Source organism: Nonomuraea sp. NPDC023979, assembly GCF_040639085.1.
GTDB lineage: Bacteria > Actinomycetota > Actinomycetes > Streptosporangiales > Streptosporangiaceae > Nonomuraea > Nonomuraea ceibae.
This window is the reverse complement of the sequence record NZ_JBEZZG010000003.1, coordinates 100288-117680: the sequence shown is the minus strand read 5'-3', so window position 1 is coordinate 117680 and position 17393 is coordinate 100288. Positions and strand designations below refer to the sequence as shown.

The 17393-nt window shown below is 72.5% G+C and carries 16 protein-coding genes; 6 read left to right on the top strand and 10 right to left on the bottom strand.

The genetic code is table 11. From position 1 onward, the window contains the following. Positions 1 to 5: 5 nt before the first annotated feature. Together AB0G11_RS06945 and AB0G11_RS06940 are read right to left on the bottom strand one after the other, a co-directional pair. The gene (locus AB0G11_RS06945) at positions 6 to 635 is read right to left on the bottom strand and encodes a maleylpyruvate isomerase N-terminal domain-containing protein (RefSeq protein ID WP_219511804.1); all 630 of its coding nucleotides are present in this window, start codon (positions 633 to 635) and stop codon (positions 6 to 8) included. A gap of 16 nt (positions 636 to 651) precedes the next feature. Continuing rightward, positions 652 to 1416, bottom strand: coding sequence for a nucleotidyltransferase domain-containing protein (locus AB0G11_RS06940; protein ID WP_357584467.1), 765 nt, complete (start codon positions 1414 to 1416; stop codon positions 652 to 654). A 93-nt stretch (positions 1417 to 1509) separates the two neighbouring features. Between AB0G11_RS06940 and AB0G11_RS06935 the strand changes: the two genes are divergently transcribed. Next, on the top strand, positions 1510 to 2265 hold the full coding sequence (locus AB0G11_RS06935; protein ID WP_219511808.1) for an SDR family oxidoreductase: 756 nt from the start codon (positions 1510 to 1512) through the stop codon (positions 2263 to 2265). A 14-nt stretch (positions 2266 to 2279) separates the two neighbouring features. Here AB0G11_RS06935 and AB0G11_RS06930 read toward each other — a convergent pair whose 3' ends face one another. Then, on the bottom strand, positions 2280 to 3701 hold the full coding sequence (locus tag AB0G11_RS06930; protein ID WP_357584465.1) for an MFS transporter: 1422 nt from the start codon (positions 3699 to 3701) through the stop codon (positions 2280 to 2282). Between the two features lie 100 nt (positions 3702 to 3801). Here AB0G11_RS06930 and AB0G11_RS06925 point away from each other — a divergent pair, with 100 nt between their 5' ends. Next, positions 3802 to 4296 carry a helix-turn-helix domain-containing protein gene (locus tag AB0G11_RS06925; protein ID WP_357584462.1) on the top strand — a complete coding sequence of 165 codons (495 nt, stop codon included), beginning with the start codon at positions 3802 to 3804 and terminating at the stop codon, positions 4294 to 4296. A 10-nt stretch (positions 4297 to 4306) separates the two neighbouring features. Here AB0G11_RS06925 and AB0G11_RS06920 read toward each other — a convergent pair whose 3' ends face one another. Together AB0G11_RS06920 and AB0G11_RS06915 are read right to left on the bottom strand one after the other, a co-directional pair. Beyond that, positions 4307 to 5245 carry a ribose-phosphate pyrophosphokinase gene (locus AB0G11_RS06920; protein WP_219511812.1) on the bottom strand — a complete coding sequence of 313 codons (939 nt, stop codon included), beginning with the start codon at positions 5243 to 5245 and terminating at the stop codon, positions 4307 to 4309. An 18-nt stretch (positions 5246 to 5263) separates the two neighbouring features. After that, positions 5264 to 5902 (bottom strand): HAD family phosphatase, encoded by a 639-nt coding sequence (locus tag AB0G11_RS06915; RefSeq protein ID WP_357584460.1) that lies wholly within the window; start codon positions 5900 to 5902, stop codon positions 5264 to 5266. An 85-nt stretch (positions 5903 to 5987) separates the two neighbouring features. Between AB0G11_RS06915 and AB0G11_RS06910 the strand changes: the two genes are divergently transcribed. Continuing rightward, entirely contained in the window at positions 5988 to 7787 is a 1800-nt protein-coding gene (locus AB0G11_RS06910) for an alkyl sulfatase dimerization domain-containing protein (protein ID WP_219511817.1), read from the top strand. Here the strand turns inward: AB0G11_RS06910 and AB0G11_RS06905 are convergent. Next, positions 7726 to 8208 carry a hypothetical protein gene (locus AB0G11_RS06905; RefSeq protein ID WP_219511820.1) on the bottom strand — a complete coding sequence of 161 codons (483 nt, stop codon included), beginning with the start codon at positions 8206 to 8208 and terminating at the stop codon, positions 7726 to 7728. The two genes, AB0G11_RS06910 and AB0G11_RS06905, sit on opposite strands and share 62 nt — an antisense overlap. A gap of 24 nt (positions 8209 to 8232) precedes the next feature. Next, positions 8233 to 9639, bottom strand: coding sequence for a cytosine permease (locus AB0G11_RS06900; protein ID WP_219511823.1), 1407 nt, complete (start codon positions 9637 to 9639; stop codon positions 8233 to 8235). A gap of 51 nt (positions 9640 to 9690) precedes the next feature. On the opposite strand from AB0G11_RS06900, the gene AB0G11_RS06895 reads away from it, so the two are divergent. Beyond that, on the top strand, positions 9691 to 11076 hold the full coding sequence (locus AB0G11_RS06895) for an MFS transporter (RefSeq protein ID WP_357584458.1): 1386 nt from the start codon (positions 9691 to 9693) through the stop codon (positions 11074 to 11076). A 13-nt stretch (positions 11077 to 11089) separates the two neighbouring features. Here the strand turns inward: AB0G11_RS06895 and AB0G11_RS06890 are convergent, their stop codons facing one another. Next, on the bottom strand, positions 11090 to 12058 hold the full coding sequence (locus tag AB0G11_RS06890; protein ID WP_357584456.1) for an NAD-dependent epimerase/dehydratase family protein: 969 nt from the start codon (positions 12056 to 12058) through the stop codon (positions 11090 to 11092). Positions 12059 to 12236: 178 nt separating this feature from the next. Here AB0G11_RS06890 and AB0G11_RS06885 point away from each other — a divergent pair, with 178 nt between their 5' ends. After that, positions 12237 to 13604 (top strand): ATP-binding protein, encoded by a 1368-nt coding sequence (locus AB0G11_RS06885; RefSeq protein WP_357584454.1) that lies wholly within the window; start codon positions 12237 to 12239, stop codon positions 13602 to 13604. Here the strand turns inward: AB0G11_RS06885 and AB0G11_RS06880 are convergent. Further along, complete coding sequence (locus tag AB0G11_RS06880; protein ID WP_357584452.1) at positions 13588 to 15369, bottom strand: bifunctional metallophosphatase/5'-nucleotidase; 1782 nt, start codon at positions 15367 to 15369, stop codon at positions 13588 to 13590. The genes AB0G11_RS06885 and AB0G11_RS06880 overlap by 17 nt on opposite strands. 108 nt (positions 15370 to 15477) lie before the next feature. Here AB0G11_RS06880 and mshD point away from each other — a divergent pair, with 108 nt between their 5' ends. Continuing rightward, positions 15478 to 16452 (top strand): mycothiol synthase, encoded by a 975-nt coding sequence (gene mshD, locus AB0G11_RS06875; RefSeq protein WP_357584450.1) that lies wholly within the window; start codon positions 15478 to 15480, stop codon positions 16450 to 16452. Here mshD and AB0G11_RS06870 read toward each other — a convergent pair. After that, positions 16385 to 17389 carry an inorganic phosphate transporter gene (locus tag AB0G11_RS06870; RefSeq protein ID WP_219516887.1) on the bottom strand — a complete coding sequence of 335 codons (1005 nt, stop codon included), beginning with the start codon at positions 17387 to 17389 and terminating at the stop codon, positions 16385 to 16387. The two genes, mshD and AB0G11_RS06870, sit on opposite strands and share 68 nt — an antisense overlap. Between the last annotated feature and the right edge of the window lie 4 nt (positions 17390 to 17393).

The following is a 17393-nucleotide window of genomic DNA, read 5'->3' as shown; positions in this document are numbered from 1 at the left end:
TTCCACTAGAAGGCGCTGATCGCCGCCGGAGCCCTCTCGGCCCTGCTCAGCGTGCGGATCACCGCGGTCGCGCCGTGCCGGTGCACGGCCAGCCGCGCCAGCATCTCGACGACCGGCTCCACGACCTGCGGCGGCAGCTCGGGAGTCGGCACCCCGACGCTGGCGGCCAGGTCGTCGGCGTGCACCACGAGCTCGATCAGCCGGGTCAGCAGGAAGTCGTCCAGCAGCAGCGACCAGTTCGGCAGGTCGATCACCCGGTCGGCGGGCTCCGCCGCGAGCGCGGCCCGCTGCCGGTCGAGCAGGTCCTCCGTGGACGCCGCCAGGGCCTCGGCCCCACGGGCGGCGGCCTGCTCGCCGCCGCGCCTGATGTTCACGTTGCTCTCGTGGTCGAGGCCCTCCTGCACCCACGGGGAGCGCGTGTAGTGCTCCAGCAGCCGGATCGGCTCCCCGGCGCCCTCGCTCGCCAGCGCGCCGTCGACGCGCACGAGCTGCTGCGCCAGGTGCCCGGCCAGCCCGCCGACGCTGAACTCGGTCAGCGCGCTCGGCTTGTCCCAGGCCGCCGCGACGGCGGGGTCCCGCAGCAGCGCCGCCGCCGAAGCGGCCGCCGTCACGTACGCGTTCCTGATCTCCCCCATGGGCGGCGATATCCCCTCATTGCGGTGTCATTGCGGTGTTTTCGCCCAGGTTATCCCTGGCGGTCCGCGTGATCGCGTCCCGGATGAACCGCCGGGCCAGCTTCGCCCTGCGGAACCGGCTCAGCACCGGCGGCGGCGTCCCGTACCGCCTGGCGCGGATGTCGGCCACCACCACGTCCGGCGCGCCCAGCTCGGCCAGCACGTCGAGCGCCTCCCGCTTGGTGATCAGCCGCCCGTCCCGCAAAGTCACCGTCGCCCGCGCCACTGTCACCATGCCGAGGTCCACCCACACCTCGCGCAGCCAGCGCCGCCGCCCGCCGAGCTTGACCAGCCAGGAGTCACGCAGATCCGCCCGGACGAAGTCGGCCAGCTCGCCGTCGGACACCGGCGGGATCAGCGCGTCCGGCGGCTCCCCGTACAGCTCCAGCGCGCCCGTGAGCAGCTCGCGGCGGGTGACGGCGGTGACCGGACGCTCGAACAGCTCCGCCATCGCCCACGTCACGTGCCGCTCGCCCGGATCGGCCAGCCGCGCCACCGGCAGGTAGGAGCAGTGCAACTGCCCGGCCAGCGGCAGGTCGAGCCCCTGGTGAAGCGCCTCCACCCGGCCGCGCTCCGCGTCGGTGAGCGGCCTCTCCACCACGGCGACCAGGTCCAGATCGCTCCGGCCCGGCTGGTAGTCGCCCCTGGCCAGCGACCCGTGCGCCCACAGCGCCACGAGCGGCACGACCGGCCCGACCTCCGCGAGGAAGCGCGTCAGCAGAAGCTCTGTGGAAGTGTGCATGCTGCCACTGTGAACGATCAGCCGCCGCCCATCCATACGGCGGCCGGTAAAACCGGTTGCCGGGTGCCGGGGGCGCCCGAAACGATCGGGTTCATGACCGCTGAACGCCCGCTCGCCCTGGTGACCGGGGTGGGGCGCACCACCGGCATCGGCGCCGGCATCGCCCTGCGCCTGGCCGACGCCGGCTGGGACCTTGCCTTCACCTACTGGCACCCGTACGACGAACGCATGGCCTGGGGCGTCGAGCCGGGCGCGACCGAGGAGATCGACCGGGAGCTGACCGGACGCGGCGCGGCCACCGTGGCGGTCGAGGCCGATCTCGCCGACCCCGAGGCCGCCGCCCGGATCTTCGACGCCGCCGAACGCCTGGGCCCGGTCACCGCGCTGGTGATGTGCCACTGCGAGTCGGTCGACTCCGGCCTGCTCGACACCACCGTCGAGAGCTTCGACCGGCACTTCGCCGTCAACGCCCGCGCCACCTGGCTGCTCGTCCGCGAGTACGGCCGCCGCTTCCGCGGCGCGCACGGCACCGGCCGCATCATCAGCCTGACCAGCGACCACACCGTGCACAACCTGCCCTACGGCGCCAGCAAGGGAGCCCTCGACCGGATCACGCTGGCGGCCACCCACGAGTTCGCCCACCTCGGGATCACCGCCAACGTCGTCAACCCCGGCCCGGTCGACACCGGCTGGATGTCGGACGAGGTGCGTGACGCCTGCCTGGACGCCACGCCGCTCGGCCGCCTGGGCACCCCGCAGGACACCGCCCACCTGGTGGAGTTCCTCTGCTCGCCGCAGGGCGGCTGGATCAACGGCCAGCTCCTGAAGAGCAACGGCGGCATGGCCTGACCGGCACGCCGGGTTCAGGCCGGCGCCGTGGCGGGCCGGACGCCGGCGCGGCGCCGGAGCCCGAAGGCCGCGATCACCACGCCCGCGACCGCCGCCCCCACCGGGACGAGCAGGGCGAGCCGGAGCGAGTCCAGCGCCGCCTCCGGCGTGGCCGCGCCGCCGAGCGCCGCCACGCTCACGGCGGTCACCGCCGACAGCCCGAGCGCGGTGCCGAACTGGAAGGCCGTGTAGAGCAGCCCGCTCGCCAGGCCGTGCTCGTGCTCGGCGACGCCGTCGGTGGCCGCCATGGTCAGCGGCCCGTACGCCAGCGAGAACGCCAGCCCGAGCAGCAGCATGGTCGGCAGCATCGCCGCGTACGTCCAGTCCATGCCGATCGGCAGGAACAGCGCGTAGCCGAGCGCGGCCACCACCAGCCCGCCGAACAGCACGCGGGCGTTGCCGAAGCGGTTGACCAGCCTCGGGGTGAGCGTCGGGGCCAGGACGGTGTCCATGCCGATCACCAGCATGGCCAGCCCCGTCTGCAGGCTGCTCCAGCCGCGCACCTCCTGGAGGTAGAGGGTGGCGACGAACTGGAACCCGGCGAACGACGCCAGGAACAGCAGCGCGCCCAGGTTGGCCCGCACCAGCGGCCCGGAGCGCAGGATGCCCAGCCGCACCAGGGGGTCGGCGGCTCGCCGCTCGATCAGCACGAAGGCCACCAGCAGCAGGAACCCGGCGCCGAACACGCCGAGCGTGCCCGCCAGGCCGTCACCCGGGTGCTCCAGCCGGACCACGCCGTAGACCAGCAGCAGCATGGCACCGGTGATGCTGAACGCGCCGGCCAGGTCGAAGCCGCCCGCGGGCCGCCCGGGCGCCGGCGTCTCCTTGATCAGGATCATGGCGGCGGCCAGGATCACCGCCGCCATGATCACCGGTGCGAAGAACACCCAGCGCCACCCGATCGAGGTCAGCAGCCCGCCGGCGACCAGGCCGAGCGAGAAGCCGCCCGCCGCCGTCCCGGCGTACACGCCGAGCGCCTTGGTGCGCTGCGGGCCCTCCGGGAAGGTGCCGGTGATCAGCGACAGCCCGGCCGGGGCCATGAACGCGGCGGCGACACCGGTCACGAACCGGGCGACGAGCAGCATCCACCCCTCGGTCGCGAATCCGCCCAGGCCGGAGAAGGCCAGGAAGACGGCCAGCCAGAACAGGAACATCCGGCGCCGGCCCAGCAGGTCGGCCGCCCGGCCGCCCAGCAGCATGAATCCGCCGTAGCCGAGCACGTACGCGCTGACGACACCGCTGAGCGTGCCGGTGGACAGGCCCAGGTCGGCCCGGATCGACGGCAGGGCCACGTTCAGCATGGCCACGTCGATCCCTTCCAGGAAGACGGCTCCCGCCAGGACGAGGAGCACGCCCCAGGCGCGTGCGTCCATGCGGGTGTGCACAGGTGTGGACACGGTTCCATTCCTCTCGACAGCACGGAACCGGTCACGGTTACTCAACAGCATGCCGGTTCCCTCTTGTAACCAGCAGCATCGTCGAGCACCATGAGGTGTCATGGAAGTCGGCACTTCACAGTCCCTCGGTTACTGCGGGGACACCGGCGGCGACTACGACGTCCTGCAGTGGGACACCCGCGAGGACTGCGAGGTCAGGCAGATCCTCGACCGCGTGGCCGACAAGTGGTCACTGCTGGTCATCGCGCTGCTCGACCGGCGCAGCCTGCGCTTCAGCGAGTTGCGCCGGATGATCGACGGGGTCAGCCAGCGCATGCTCACGCGCACGCTGCGCCACCTGGAGCGCGACGGGCTGGTCAGCAGGACCGTGCACCCGACCGTGCCGCCGCGCGTCGACTACGAGCTGACCTCGCTGGGCGCGACCCTGCACTCCACCATCCGCGAGCTGGTCACCTGGACCGAGTCGCACCAGAACGAGATCGCCACTGCCCGCGCCGCCTACGACGCCCGCGTCCTGGCCGAGCAGGAGGCGGCCGAGGCCGACGCGGGCAGGCGGGCCGAGATCGCCCGCAGCGTGCTGACGGGCTCTCGCTGAGCCCGAGGCGTCAGGACGTGCCGAACAGGGCGCTGACCGACTCGCCGCAGTGGATCCGGCGCATGGCCTCGGCCAGCGCCGGGGCGACCGACAGCACCGTGAGCTTGTCGCTGGGCTTGGGCGGCGGGACCGTGTTGGTGCACACGATCTCCTCGACCTCGGGCAGCGCGCTGAGCCGCTCGATCGAGCCGTCGGCGAACAGCCCGTGGGTGCACGCCACGCGCACCGAGCGGACGCCGCGCTCGCGCAGCCGGTCGAGCAGCTCGATGACCGTGCTGCCCTTGGCGATCTCGTCGTCCAGGATGATCACGTCCTTGCCCGCCACGTCGCCGATGACCGAGCTGATCACCACCCGGTCGTCGGCGAAGCGCTGCTTGGCGCCCATCGCCACGCCCGCGCCGATCAGGCGGGCGAAGTGCGCGGCCTCCTTGGCGTTGCCCAGGTCGGGGGAGACAACGACGGTGTCGGACAGGTCGTAGCGCCGGAAGTGCGCGGCCAGCTCGCGCAGCGCGTGGAGGTGGTCGACGGGGACGCTGAAGAAGCCGTGCACCTGCGGGGAGTGCAGCGTCATCGTCAGCACCCGGCCCGCTCCGGCCGTCGCCATCAGGTCGGCCACGAGCCGCGCGCCGATCGAGATGCGCGGCGCGTCCTTCTTGTCGGAGCGCGCGTAGGCGTAGTGCGGCATGACCACGGTCGTCCTGGCCGCCGAGGCGCCCCGGGCGGCGTCGAGCATGAGCAGCAGCTCGACCAGATGCTCCTGGGTGGGCGGCACGAGCGGCTGGATCAGGAACACGTCACGCTCGCGGCAGTTGGCCTGGAGCTGGACCTCGATGACGTCGTTGGCGAAGCGGTCGACCTTGACCGGGTGGAGTGGGGTGCCGAGCTGGGCGCAGATCTCCTCAGCCAGCTCCGGGTGTGCACTTCCGCTGAAAACCGTGATGTCTCGCACGATTCCCACACCCTACAGTCAGGCCAGCAGGCCGGGCGTGAGCGAGCCGAGGTCGTCGACGACGCGCCAGGCCAGGGCCAGCGCGTCGGGCGCGGGCGGGTAGCGCGGGTGCGGGACGGCGATCACGCGCATGCCGGCGGCGTCGGCGGAGCGCAGGCCGTTGCTGGAGTCCTCGACGGCCACGCAGTCCGCCGGGTCGACGCCGAGCCTGCGGGCCGCCTCCAGGTAGCCGTCGGGGGCGGGCTTGCCGCGCGCGACCTCCTCGGTCGACACGGTGGCCGTGAAGCAGCTCGTCAGGCCGCTGGCGTCGAGCACCACGTCGATCAGCGCCCGGGGCGAGGAGCTGGCCAGGCCGAGCGTCACGGATGCGGCCAGCCGCCGGACGGCCTCGGTGGCACCGGGCATCAGCGGCACGCCGTCGCGGTAGCGGGCCGCCATCTGCTCGATCACCCGCCTGGCGATCTCGGCCGGCGGCAGGTCCACGCCGAGTTCGTGCAGGTAGGCGGCCCATTCGCCGGTGCTCATGCCCATGAGCCTGGACTGGGTGTCGTCCTGCCACACGCCGCCGTGGTCGGCGACGAAGGCCCGCCGCACCTCTTCCCACACCGGCTCGGAGTCGACGAGCACCCCGTCGAGATCGAACACGCACGCTTTCATGGGCCCCAGCAAATCACATCCGCCTTTTGTCCGTATTGCCCGACCTTTGGCCCTGTCTGTGGTGATTTTGGGGCATGCACCCGGCATGGCCGACCTTCCATTCCACGATCGCCAGGACTACGAGGACGCGGATCGCGGGTTCATCGCCGGTCTGACCCCGGCCGTGGTCAAGGACGTCGACGGCCGGGTCGTCTGGGACAACGACGCCTACGCCTTCCTCCAGGCCGACTGCCCCGAGACCGTCCACCCCAGCCTGTGGAGACAGGGCCAGCTCTGCGCCAGGCAGGGCCTGTACGAGGTGGCCGATGGCATCTACCAGGTCCGCGGGCTCGACCTGTCGAACATGACCCTGGTCGAGGGCGACACCGGGGTCGTCGTGGTCGACCCGCTCATCTCCACCGAGTGCGCCGCCGCCGCGCTCCGCCTCTACCAGGACCACCGCGGCGAACGCCCGGTCACCGGCGTCGTCTACACGCACTCGCACGCCGACCACTTCGGCGGCGTCCGCGGCGTCACCGGCGGCGGCGTGCCCATCCTGGCCCCCGAGGGCTTCCTCGAACACGCCGCCGCCGAGAGCGTCTACGCCGCGCCCGCCATGACCCGCCGCGCCGTCTACATGGAAGGCCCCGCCCTCGACAGGTCACCGTGGGGCCAGGTCGGCGCCGGCCTCGGCATGGCCTCCTCGACCGGGACGATCTCCCTCATCCCGCCCACCCTGTACGTCAGGCGCACCGGCCAGGAGGAGACCGTCGACGGCGTGCGGTTCAGCTTCCAGCTCGCGCCCGGCACCGACGCGCCACCCGAGATGTCGTTCCTGCTGCCCGATCGCCGGGCGCTCTTCCTGGCCGAGAACGCCACCCACAACCAGCACAACCTGCTGTCGCTGCGCGGCGCCCCGGTGCGCCACCCGCGCCGCTGGACGCGCTGCCTCACCGAGGCCATCACGCTGTTCGGCGACGCCGCCGACGTGGCCTTCGCCTCCCACCACTGGCCCTCCTGGGGCGGCGAGAACATCGTCCGCTTCCTGTCGGAGCAGCGCGACCTGTACGCCTACCTGCACGACCAGACGCTGCGCCTGATGAACCAGGGCATGACCGGCCCGGAGATCGCCGAGCACCTGCAGCTCCCGCCCGGCCTGGAGCAGGTCTGGCACACCCACGGCTACTACGGCTCGACCGGCCACAACGTCAAGGCCATCTACCAGCACTACCTCGGCTGGTTCGACGGCAATCCGGCCCACCTGTGGGAGCATCCGCCCCGGCAGAGCGCGATTCGCTACGTGGAGTGCCTGGGCGGCGGCGCCGCCGTGGTCGCCTTCGCCAGGGCCTACATCGACGCCGGCGACCTGCGCTTCGCCGCCCAGCTGCTCAACCACGCGGTCTTCGCCGACGAGGGCAACAAACCGGCCCGCGACCTGCTGGCCGAGGTCTACACCCGGCTCGGGCACGGCGCCGAGAACGCCACCTGGCGGAACTCGTACCTGATGGGGGCGCTGGAGCTGGCCGACGGGATCGTGCCCGCCACGGCCGCGCAGCCCTCGCCCGACCTGATCGCGGCGCTGAGCGTGAGCCAGATCTTCGACTCGATCGCCATCCGGGTCAACGGGCCACGGGCCTGGCACGAGCGGCTGTCGATCGACTGGCACCTGACCGACCTGGGGGAGCGGCACCGTACGACGCTCTCCAACGGGGCGCTCGTCCACCAGGAGAACCCGCCGGAGGCGGAGGTCGACCTGACGCTCAGGCTCACCAAGGCGCAGCTCCTCGCGCTGCTCACGGGCAAGTGCGTGGAGGGCGTGGACCGGGAGGGCGACACGGGCGTGCTCAGGCGCCTGGTGGCCGTGCTGGACGGCCCCGTGCCCGGCTTCGCGATCGTGACCCCGTGACCGGGCCCGCCCACAGGAGCGTCGCCAGCACCGCTCCGGCCGCCGGACCGGCGAGCAGGGGCGCCGACACGCCGCCCGCGTGCCAGCTCGCCGCCGCCGCGGCCGCGCACGCCAGCACGGTCACGGCGAACGTCGCCGCCCACAGCGGAAGCACGTACAGGAAGGCGAAGAACAGGGGGAACACCAGCCAGGCGAACGGCGCCGACAGCGTGGCCAGGCCCGCCCACGCGCAGGTGAGCGTCACCAGCCAGACCCGCTCGCCGGTGCGGCTCAGGCCGCCGCCGAACACCGGCCCGGCCGCGTAGAGGGCGGCCAGCAGCACGCCGGCGACGGCCACGACGGGCCGCCCGTCGCCGCCCACGGCGGCCAGCAGCAGCACCGCCGACGCGCCGTGGACCGCCCACCAGAGCAGCCGCACCATGCCACCGAGGGTAATCCGCGCAGGTCAGCGCCGCCGGGGCGCCACGCTGGTGAAGGCGAGATAGAGCACGCCCGCCAGCACCAGCGCGACCACCACGCCGATGTTGGCCGAGGCGAACGTGCCCGCCTTCAGGTCGTCGCTCATCAGGAAGCCGACCAGGCCCGCGATGTTCGGGTCGGCCGAGCTGATCAGGCCGATGCCGACGAACGAGGCCGCCACCAGCGACACCACGCCCGCCCAGTTGACCGCCGGCGCGCCCGGCCGCAGCAGCCGCTCGTCGTAGGAGCGCCCGCCGTCGCGCAGCCGCCACAGGTCCACCAGGAAGACCGCGACCCAGGCCGCCATCACCACGCCGATGATCGCCAGGAACGCCTGGAACGTGGCCAGGAAGCTGGTCGAGACGAACAGCAGGTAGTAGCCGCCGAGCACCATGAGCAGGCCGTCGATCAGCACCGCGTAGTGCCGCCTGATCGGCACGCCCAGCGCCAGCATCGACAGGCCCGACGAGTAGATGTCCATGATCGCCCCGGCCAGGAACCCGCCGATGGCGGTCAGCAGGTACGGCAGCAGGAACCAGGTCGGCAGCGCCCCCGCCAGCGCCGCCACCGGGTCACCGGCCGCCGCGCCGGCCAGCTCCGGGTCGCCGCCCGCCAGCAGCACGCCGAACACCAGCAGCACCATCGGCGGCAGCGCCCCGCCCAGCGTCGTCCACAACGCCACCCGCGAGGGCCGCGACGCCGACGGCAGGTAACGCGAGTAGTCGGCCCCGCAGTTGACCCAGCCCAGGCCGAGCAGCGTCATCGCGAAGATCACCCCGCCCACCCAGGCGCCCGGCCCCGCGTCGCCGCCCTCCAGCGCGGTGCCCAGGCGCGGCGCCATCAGCACCATGTAGATCACGGTTAGCACGACGAACGCGTAGGTCAGGTACCGCTGCACCACCATGATCATCGCGTGCCCGTACACCCCGACCGCGATCGTCACCAGCGCCGCCACCGCGAAGCACACCGCCGTCGCCGTCGTGGCCGGCACGCCCGGCGCGACCCGGCCCAGGATCGCCGCCCCGCCCTGCGCCGCGAGCGTGACCAGCACGGTCTCCCAGCCCACGTTCGAGACGTACGACAGCGCGGCGGGCAGCTTGTTGCCCTGGTAGCCGAACGGCGCCCGGCCCAGCGTCATCGTCGGCACCCCGGACCGGGACCCGGCGACGGCCACCAGCCCGACCAGGCCGAACGAGAGCGCGTAGCCGACCGCCCCGGTGATGATCGCGGGGACGACGCCCAGCCCGAGCCCGACCACGTACACGCCGAACGCGACCCCGAACAGCGACAGGTTCGAGCCCGCCCACGGCCAGAACAGATCCGACGGCCGGCCGCGGCGCTCCCCTTCGGGGATCGCGTTGATGCCGTTCCGTTCCACCGCCAACGTGTCCATGATCGGACGGTACCCGGGGTACATGAGGCGGAAAAGGGGGATGTGACCGCCGTGACGCCTGACCCGCGCAGGCCCGCGCTGGCCGTCTGCCTCGTGGCGGCGTTCATGTCCGGCCTGGACGTGAGCATCGTCAACGTCGCCCTGCCCTCGATCAGGGAGAGCCTGCACGCCTCCGCCGACGGCCTGCAGTGGATCCTGTCCGGCTACGCGCTGACGTTCGGGCTGCTGCTGGTGCCCGCCGGGCGGCTCGGCGACGCGCGCGGCCGGCGCGACCTGTTCGTCCTGGGCGTGCTGCTGTTCACCCTGGCCAGCGCCGCGTGCGGGCTCGCGCCCAGCATGCCGGTGCTGGTCGTCGCCCGGCTGCTCCAGGGCCTGGCCGCCGGGGTGATCAACCCGCAGGTGTCGGGGCTGATCCAGCAGATGTTCCAGGGCGCCGAACGCGGGCGGGCGTTCGGCGCGCTCGGCGCCACCATCGGCGTGTCCACCGCCGCGGGGCCGCTCATCGGCGGCGCGCTCGTCACCGTGTTCGGCGCCGACCACGGCTGGCGGTGGGTGTTCCTGGTGAACGTGCCGATCGGGCTCGCGCTGCTGCCGCTGGCCCGCAAACTGCTGCCCGCCATGCCGCGCGGGCAGGGACGGCGCGAGAGCATGGACCCCGTCGGCGTGCTGCTGCTCGGCGCGGGCGTCGCCGGGCTGCTGCTGCCCGTCATCCAGCAGCACCAGTGGCAGAGCCCCGCCACCTGGCTCCTCGTCCCGGCCGCCCTGGCCGTGCTCGCCGGCTTCGTCGCCTGGGAGCGGGCCTACGGCAAGGAACCGCTGGTGCGGCTCGCGCTGTTCGCCCGCCGCTCCTACAGCCTCGGCACCACGATCGCGCTGTTCTACTTCGCCGGGTTCACCGGGATCTTCTTCATCTTCACCCTCTACCTGCAGAGCGGGCTCCACTACAGCCCGCTCCAGGCCGGGCTGTCGATCACCCCGTTCGCGCTCGGCTCGGCCTCGGCGTCGCTGCTCGGCGGCCGGCTCGTCGGGCGGGCCGGGCGGCGGGTGGTCGCCGTCGGCCTGCTCGTCGTCATCGCCGGGCTCGCGTCGACCGTCTGGGCCACCGTGCTCGTGCCCGGACCCGGCGTCGGGCTCGCCACCGCGCTGCCGCTGCTCGTCGCCGGCATCGGCAGCGGGCTCGTCATCGCGCCCAACCAGGCGATCAGCCTCTCCGAGGTGCCCCCGGCCGCCGGCGGCAGCGCCGCCGGGGTGCTGCAGACCGGGCAGCGGCTCGGCTCGTCGATCGGCATCGCCGCCGCCGGGTCGGTCTTCTTCGGGTCGCTGCGCGACGGCTGGCCCGCCGCCTTCAGGCACGGGCTCCTCGTCGTGCTGGCCTTCGTCGGCGTCGCCCTGGCCGCCGCCCTCTACGACCTCGCCAAGGGCCGGGCCGAACGCTGACCCTCCCCGCCCCTCACCTGTTGAGCAGCCTGGCCTCCACGGCCGGATCCAGCCCCACCGAGGGACGATCCGGGCGCATCGGGGCCCGGCCGCCGATGCTCCGCAGCCACTCCCACGTGTCGGCCACCGTCTCCGCCACCGGCCGCACCCTCAGCCCCGCCGCCACGGCCTTGGACACGTCACCCCCGTGCATGAACGCGTGATCCTCGCCCACCAGCCAGATCGGCAGATCGGTCCACGGCCGCACCCCGGCCGCCAGGATCGTCTCCGCGTCCACCCAGCGCAGCTCCGCGTCCGACCCGGTCACCCGCACGGCCGTCTCCAGCAGCTCCGCCATCGTGGTGAACCCGGGCGGGCTCACCACGTCGAACGCGCCGCCGATCCCGCGCCCCGCCGCATCGAGGCACCAGCGCGCCAGGTCACGCGCGTCGACGTACTGGACGCCCAGGTCACGCGGGCCCGGCGCGAGCACCGGGCCGCCCCTGGCGATCCTCGTCAGCCACCACGGCAGCCTGCCGATGTTCTCGTACGGGCCCAGGATCAGGCCCGCCCGCGCCAGCAGCGCCCGGTCGCCGAACGCCGCCGTCGCGCCCTCCTCGCCGCCCGCCTTCATCGCGGCGTAGCCCTCGTCGCCGGCCTCCACCAGCGGCGCGCTCTCGTCGGCCCCGTAGGGCACCGGCGGCGCGTAGACCGAACGGCTCGACACGTACACGTAATGGCCCGCCCGGCCGGCCAGCAGCGCCGCGGACTCGCGCACCGCCGACGGGGCCCACGACCACGTGTCGACCACCACGTCCCACTCGCCGCGCGCCAGCGCCTCCAGCCCGACCTCCCGCGTGCGGTCGCCGCGCAGCGCCGTCACCCCTGGGGGCGGCTCGTGCGTGCCCCGGTTGAACATCGTCACCCGCCAGCCGAGCGCCTGGGCCTCCTCGACGAACGCCCGGCCCACGAACTCGGTCCCGCCCAGCAGCAATACGTCCATGGGACCCCACTGTGCCCGCCCGCCCCCGCCCCGCCCAGGGGCCCACGCCCGCAGCGGAATCGCGAGGAGCGAAACCCATGCCCCACCCGTCCGCCGTCCTCCTGCTTCCCGCTCACTGGATTTGTGGCGGGAACGCTGTCGAACGTCATGAATGTCCGGTTCAGGGTAGGGGTCGGACGTGCTCATACCTCGCTCGATCCGCGGGCGTCTGACGACGATCGCGGTGCTGGTCGGGGCGCTGATCTTCGGCACGTCGTCCGCGGTCGCCGTGGTCACCGTGCCCGACAATCTGCGTGACCAGGTGGACGCCAGGGTCGAGCTGGCCGTGCGCCGCACCGCCAGCGACGCGCGCCTGGGCACGCTCAAACCGAAGATCGAGGTCCCGGCCCGGATCCAGTTCGTGCAGGTGGTCGGGGCCGACGGCCGGGTGCTGTCGGCGGGCAGGCTGGGGCAGCGGCGCCTGGTGACCGGGTTCGACCCGCCCGAGCCGGAGCACGTCTACGCCATCGACCGCAACATCACCGGCCTGCCGCCGCACGTCGATCCCGGCGGCGACTACCGCGTCATGGCGATGACCGTGCGCAGCCCGTCAGGCCCGGTCACGGTGTACGGGGCGGCGTCGCTCGGCGACGTGAACCGGGCGCTGAAGTGGATCTACGGCATCGTCTTCGTCGGCACCCCGCTGGTGCTGCTCATCATCGGGCTCATCACCTGGTTCACGGTCGGGCTCGCGCTGCGTCCGGTGGAGCACATCCGGGCCCGGCTCGCCGCCATCACCGGCCGGGATCTCAGCCGCCGCGTCCCCGTGCCCGACACGGGTGACGAGATCACCAGGCTGGCCGTCACCACCAACAGCACGCTCGACCGGCTCGAACGTTCGGCCGAGACCCAGCGCCGCTTCGTCGCCGACGCCTCGCACGAGCTGCGCAGCCCGATCGCCGCCCTGCGCACGCAGCTCGACTACGCGACCGCGTACCCGGAGGAGACCGACTGGTACGACACGGGCATGCGCGCGATGGCGGCGACGGACCGGCTCGCGGCCATCATCGACGAGCTGCTCATGCTGGCCCGCCTGGACGCCGGGGCCGTGGCGCCCCGCTCCACCGTCGACCTCTGCGACCTGGCGCGGGACCAGGCGGAGCGCCGCCGCACCGGCCGCGTGCCCGTCCGCATGCGGCCGTGCGCGCCCGCGCCCGTCCTCGGCTCCCAGACGCAGCTCGACCGCGTGCTGACGAACCTGCTGGACAACGCCGTACGGCACGCTGACACCCGCGTCGACCTGGACGTCTCGCTGGACGGCGAGCACGTCGTCGTCACCGTCACCAACGACGGCGACAGCATCGCGCCCGAGGACCGCGAGCGCGTCTTCGAGCGGTTCACCCGGCTGGAGGCGGGCCGCACCAGGGACCGGGGCGGCAGCGGCCTGGGGCTGGCGCTCACCCGCGAGATCGTCACCCGGCACGGCGGCGCCATCACGGTCGCGGACCACGAGCCGGGCACCCGGTTCGTGGTCCGCCTTCCGCTGCGTCCTAACCCGTCACCGTGATCCGGTTGGTTGCGGGGGGCGCGATCGGGTTGTTCTGCCCCAGGTAGGCGACGAACGCGTCGATGTCGAGCGGCCCGCTCCACAGGTCGGTGCCCTCGGTGAACGCCTGGAACGCGTCACCGCCGCCGACCAGGAAGTTGTTGGCCGCCACCCGGATCGCCTGCGTGTCGGTCACCGGCACCCCGTCGATCTTGATGTCGGACACCCTGGCGCCCCAGGCGGCGCCGGTGCTGTAGGTGTAGGTCAGGTTCGCCGAGGGCTGCAGGATCTTGGTGAACGCCTGGTTGTTCGGCCCGCCGGTGAACTGCTGCTCCAGCACGGTCTTGAGTTGGGCGCCGGTCAGCGTGACGACCTGCATGAGATTGTTGAACGGCTGCACGGTGAACGCCTCGCCGTACGTGACCGTCCCGTCGCCCTCGCCCGCCGGGGAGCTCGCGTACGACAGGGAGGCGCGCACGCCGCCCGGGTTCATCAGCGCGATCTGCGCGTTGCCGCCCTCCCGGGTGGCGGCGAGCTGGGCGTCGGCGATGAGGTTGCCGAGCGCGGACTCGCCGGACGGGGCGGCGGCGTTGGTGATGTCGGCGGTGATCGTGCCGACGGGCCGGTTGGCGACCGGGGCGACCCGGTCCTTCCACGTCTGCACGAACGCCGAAATTTCGGCATCCGGGGCGACCGTCCGGGTCACCACGTGGTTGTCCGCCACGACCGAGGAGCGGTCGACGTCCCGCGTCCGCACGTCCACCTTCAGGTCCACCTGCGTGATCACGCGCCCGAACGAGCCGCCCTGCGAGTAGAGCCGGTCACGCCCCGCCGGGTCCTTGACCACGCACTTGTACGCCTGGTGCGAGTGGCCGCTGAGCACCAGGTCGATCTCGGGGTCCACCTGCGTGGCGATGCGGTTGCCGGCGCCCGGGATCGCGGCGCAGGCGTCGGGCGACCGGCCCGCCGTCACCTGGTCGCCCTCGTGCACAAGCACGACCTGGGCCTTCACGCCCACCAGCCGGAGCAGCCTGGAAGCCACGTTCGCGGCCTTGACCTCGTCGACGAACTTGAGATCCTTGATGCCCTCGGCGGTGACGATGTTCGGCGTCGTCTTCGTGACCAGGCCGATGAAGCCGATCGGCACGCCGTTCATCCACTTCACGCTGACCGGCGGCAGCGCGGGCACGCCCCAGTCCTTCAGCAGCTCGCCGAACCTGCTGCTGTCGCCGAGGGCGGCGAGCGCGTCGGTCCGCTCGTCCCGGTTCTTGAACAGCACGTTGGCGCCCACGTAGTCGAACGTCGCGCCCTTCCACGGCCCGGCGGGGGAGCAGCCGTCCACCGGGTGGCAGCCGCCCTTCATGATGCGCCGCAGCTCGGCGTAGCCCTCGTCGAACTCGTGGTTGCCCACCGCCGCCACGTCCAGCCCGAGCTTGCCCAGGAACTCCACCGACGGCTCGTCGTGGTAGGCGGCCGAGAGCAGCGGCGTGGCCCCGATCAGGTCACCCTGGGCGACCGCGATCGTGTTGCCGTCGGCCAGGGCCTTCATGTGCGTCGCCACGTACGCCGCGCCGCCGGCCTCGACCGTGGCGCCGTGCTCGTCGACCATCCGCCCGGAGGACCCGGTCGGCGGTTCGAGGTGGCCGTGGAAGTCGTTGAGAGCGAGCAACCGGACCGGAACGGTCCTCGGTGCCTTGCTCGCGTCCGCCGGGAGGCCGGCGAGCAGGACGCCGCCTGCGGCGACGGCTCCGGCCATCGTGAGCCGGAGGAGGGAACGGGACGTCATGGCCCAAGAACATACGTCCGCAAGCCATGCAGCCAATGGCGCAAAGGTAACGATTCATCGCGCCCGGACATGGCGTCATTTGCCAGTCGTACGCCTAGAGTTCGATCTGTGAGCGAGAGTGTGAAAGTCCGGGAACGGCTTGATGACCAGGAAATCGCCGGGGTGCTGTCCGTCGTCGAGGCGGCGACCGAGACCGACGGCGTCCGCCCGCTGAACGAGCACGTGATGCTCCACCTGCGCTACGGCGGCGATCCGAGGGCCCGCTCCCTCCTGCTCTACGACGGCGCCGCCCTGGCCGGCTACGCCCACGTCGACCCCACCGACGAGGTCGAGGGGCCCAGCGGCGAGCTCGTCATCCACCCCGCCCAGCGCCGCCGCGGCCACGGCGCGCGGCTGCTGCGCGCCGTGCTCGACCTGACGGGCGGCAGGCTGCGGCTGTGGGCGCACGGCGACCACCCGGGCGCGGAGGCGCTGGCGGCCTCCTCCGGCCTCGAACGGGCGCGCTCGCTCTGGCAGATGCGCCGCTCCCTGTTCGCGCCGCTGGCCCCGTACGAGGTGCCGGAGGGCATCAGCGTACGGACGTTCGTCCCGGGACAGGACGAGGAAGCCTGGCTGAAGGTGAACTCCGCGGCCTTCGCCCACCACCCCGAACAGGGCGCGTGGACGATGGACGACCTGCTGCTGCGCGAGCGGGAGCCGTGGTTCGACCCCGAAGGGTTCTTCCTGGCCTTCCGCGGCGACCGGCTCGCCGGATTCCACTGGACCAAGATCCACGGCTCCGACGAGCACCAGGAGCACGGCCACGAGCCGCTGGGCGAGGTCTACGTCGTCGGCGTCGACCCCTCCCAGCAGGGCACCGGCCTGGGCAAGGCGCTCACCCTGGCCGGCCTGGCCCACCTGCGCTCGCGCGGCCTCGCCCAGGCCATGCTCTACGTGGACGAGGCCAACACGGCCGCGATCAGGCTGTACGAGTCCCTTGGCTTCAGCCGCTGGGACGTCGACGTGATGTACGCCGCTACTCCACCAGGAAGTGCAGCGCGTAGTACGACAGAGCAGCCACCAGAGCCGCTGCCGGAATCGTGAGGACCCAGGCGGTCACGATGTTGCCCGCCACACCCCACCGCACCGCCGACAGCCGCTTGGTCGAACCCACGCCCATGATCGCCGAGGTGATCGTGTGCGTGGTGGAGATCGGCGCCCCGAACCCGATCGCCGCGCCGTACAGCACCGTCGACGCGGCGGCTTCCGCGGCGAAGCCCTGCGGCGGGTCGAGGGCGATGATGCGGCGGCCCAGCGTCCGCATGATCCGCCAGCCACCCGCGTACGTGCCGAGCGAGATCGCGCCCGCGGCGGCCAGGATGACCCACTGCGGGATGGGGTCGGCAGGAGCGGCGTAACCGCCGACGACCAGCGCCAGGAAGATGACGCCCATCGTCTTCTGCGCGTCCTGGAGGCCGTGGCCGAGCGCCATCGCCGCGGCCGAGACCGTCTGCGCGTAGCGGAAGCCCCGGTTGGCCTTGCCCGGTTGCGCGTTCCTGAAGATCCAGTAGATTGCGATCATGATCCCGGCCGCCAGCGAGAAGCCGACGAGCGGTGAGATGATCATGGGGATGACGACTTTGGCCACGACGCCCTCCCAGTGCACGACGCTGGCCGAAGCCAGGGCCGAGCCGATGAGACCGCCGATCAGCGCGTGGCTGGAGGAAGAGGGCAGGCCGAAGTACCAGGTGATGAGGTTCCAGACGATCGCGCCGATCAGGCCGGCCGCCACGATCACCAGTCCATGTGTGCCGTCAGGCGCGTCGATGATTCCTTTGCCGACGGTCTGCGCGACCTGGGTGCCGAGGTGAGCACCGATGAAGTTCATCGCCGCCGCCATGAACAGCGCCGCCCTGGGCGTGAGGGCCCGGGTGGAGACTGAGGTCGCGATGGCGTTGGCCGCGTCGTGGAAGCCGTTGGTGTAGTCGAACACCAGGGCGACGACGACCACGCCGATGACGAGGGCGAGCGTGAGGTCCACTGAG